Origin of the sequence: Advenella sp. (assembly GCF_052108595.1) — a bacterium.
In the GTDB taxonomy this organism is placed as follows: domain Bacteria; phylum Pseudomonadota; class Gammaproteobacteria; order Burkholderiales; family Burkholderiaceae_B; genus Advenella.
On record NZ_JBQEAU010000049.1, the window covers coordinates 26612 to 28841 of the forward strand.

General features: G+C 57.2%; 2 protein-coding genes. Both read left to right on the forward strand.

The genetic code is table 11. The features are described from left to right. Positions 1-238 precede the first annotated feature (238 nt). Positions 239-967, forward strand: a complete 729-nt coding sequence (locus ACTIKR_RS10610; RefSeq protein ID WP_193087683.1) for a FadR/GntR family transcriptional regulator — start codon at positions 239-241, stop codon at positions 965-967. A 218-nt stretch (positions 968-1185) separates the two neighbouring features. Beyond that, positions 1186-2034: an NAD(P)H-hydrate dehydratase gene (locus ACTIKR_RS10615; protein ID WP_442327816.1), complete on the forward strand. Its 849-nt coding sequence runs from the start codon at positions 1186-1188 to the stop codon at positions 2032-2034. The last annotated feature ends 196 nt before the right edge of the window (positions 2035-2230 follow it).

Below are 2230 nucleotides of genomic sequence, written 5' to 3' on the forward strand. Positions count from 1 at the left end.
GTGGCCGGCAGCAATCCTGTGCCGAAAAGCTCAAACTGCACAATTCATTGGTCCTGTTTAACCCGGCGCCGGTGACCTGATGGTGGTATTCCGATCGGTGCCAACTGGCCTGTCATTTTCAAATGTCGCAGAACAATCCCGGAACTGGAGGCGTTCTGGCCGTTTTTAGGAAAAAACGTTTTAAAATCATACTTTTCCTACCTGTAACCAAACTATTCTTACGGTGACCACAGTACCTATGCCAACCCGCCTATTGATTAACGCTGGCCCAATTAAAAAAAGAGGCAGAACGCTCTCGGATGAAGTGGTCGAGCAACTGACCGAAAAAATCCAGTCGGGCAGCCTGGAAGTGGGGAAAAAGCTCCCGACAGAATCCGAATTTGTCGAAGCCTTTGGCGTGAGCAGAAGTGTTATTCGCGAAGCCATTTCACAATTGCAGGCGCGTGGCCTGGTCGAAACGCGCCACGGTGTCGGAACCTTCGTGCGTGAGCCTTCTGTCAAAGATGTGATTTTCGATCGCAGCACCATGTCGCCGGGTACGGCCGAAGAGCTGGCTGCCGTGCTGGAGGTGCGGGCATGCCTGGAGTCCGAGGCGGCAGGCCTGGCGGCCCAGCGGCGCACCGACGAACAGTTGGCAGAGCTTGAGCGCATTCTGCGCGCCTTGGTCAAGGAAGATATTTCCCGCGATATTTCGGTGGATGTCGATTTTCAGTTCCATGAACAGATCGCCAAGGCGACACACAACTCGCACTTTCTGGATCTGCTGCGCCAGTTGGGCAAACACGCGATACCGCGCAGCCGGCTGGCGATTTTCGATCAGGAAAAAGCCATGTACCAGCAACGCCTTAACATGGAGCATGAGGCAATATTCAACGCCATCGCGGCGCAGGATGCCGATGCTGCGCGTGCCGCTATGCGTATGCATATTATCAATAGCCGCCAGCGCATGAGGTCGGCGAGCAAATAATCGGTGCCGCCACGCTGTCGTGCGTGGGTTTTTATGTGCAGCTGCCTGTGCCGGTCCTTGCGCCGGCCGAACGCTTCGTGGTCCTTGACGGACCCGTGCGACTGTGCTGTCATTGAGCTGAAAGACAAAAAAGCCAAAGCCTCAATGGCATCAGCGAGAAGCCTGTCGTTTTGCCGCAAGGGCGTTTGGCCTGGTCCCTGCAATGACAAAGGAGCACTATGACAGTCGAATACGCAAGACAACATTTTCCCGCGCTGTGTCGTCCCCGTCTCGCAGACAGTCACAAGGGCAGCTTCGGTACCGTCGGCGTCATCGGCGGGGCGCCTGGCATGACGGGGGCTGCATTGCTGGCTGCCCGGGCAGCCCTGATGCAGGGCGCAGGCAAAGTGAAAGTCGGGTTTGTTGATGATTTGCCTTTTGTTGTTGACCCTTCTCACCCCGAACTGATGCTGGGGCGCGCCGACCAGTTGCTGCGTTCGGACCAGATGACCGTGTGCGTGGCCGGTGTAGGCATGGGGCTGGATGAGAAATCACTGGGCCTGCTGTACCAGGTCTTTCGGGCGACCCTTGATATTCCGTTGGTACTGGATGCAGACGGCCTGACTTTGCTGGCACAGGGGAAAATTGGCGCCGGCGCGCGAAATCGGATACTGGTGCTCACGCCGCATCCTCAGGAAGCGGCAAGGCTGCTCGATTGCGACGTGACAGAATTGCAACAGGGCCGGGCGCGTGCCGCCGTGGCAATCAGCAAGAAATATGAGGCGTGGACGGTGCTCAAGGGCTACAGAACGGTCATCTGCTCGCCACAGGGAGACACCCATGTGAACAATACCGGGAACCCCGGGCTGGCCTCTGGTGGCACCGGCGACGTCCTGGCGGGGATGCTGGGCGCATGTCTGGCGCAAGGCATTGAAGCGGCCCAGGCAATATCTGGTGCAGTGTGGCTGCATGGTGCCGCGGCCGATCTATTGGTCAAAGAGGGCACGGGCCCTATCGGCCTGACGGCCACCGATGTCTTGCTGGCAGCGCGTCGTGTACGCAATGCAATGGTGATGACCGACTCGTGATGCCGGTTGCTTTGCGCCCGGGCCAAGCTTCAATAGGCGGGCAAATTGTTGTATTTTTATTGCATTGCCGAAAAAGCTTGCGCAAGAGCGCAAAAGAAGTCATAATTCCGCTTCTTCGCTAGACAACATTAGTTGAGACGTGTGGGGGTATAGCTCAGCTGGGAGAGCGCTTGCATGGCATGCAAGAGGTCAGCGG

Coding starts and splice junctions, on each gene's coding strand:
- ACTIKR_RS10610 (WP_193087683.1), top strand. CDS start 239: ATGCCAACCCGCCTATTGATTAACGCTGGCCCAATTAAAAAAAGAGGC.
- ACTIKR_RS10615 (WP_442327816.1), top strand. CDS start 1,186: ATGACAGTCGAATACGCAAGACAACATTTTCCCGCGCTGTGTCGTCCC.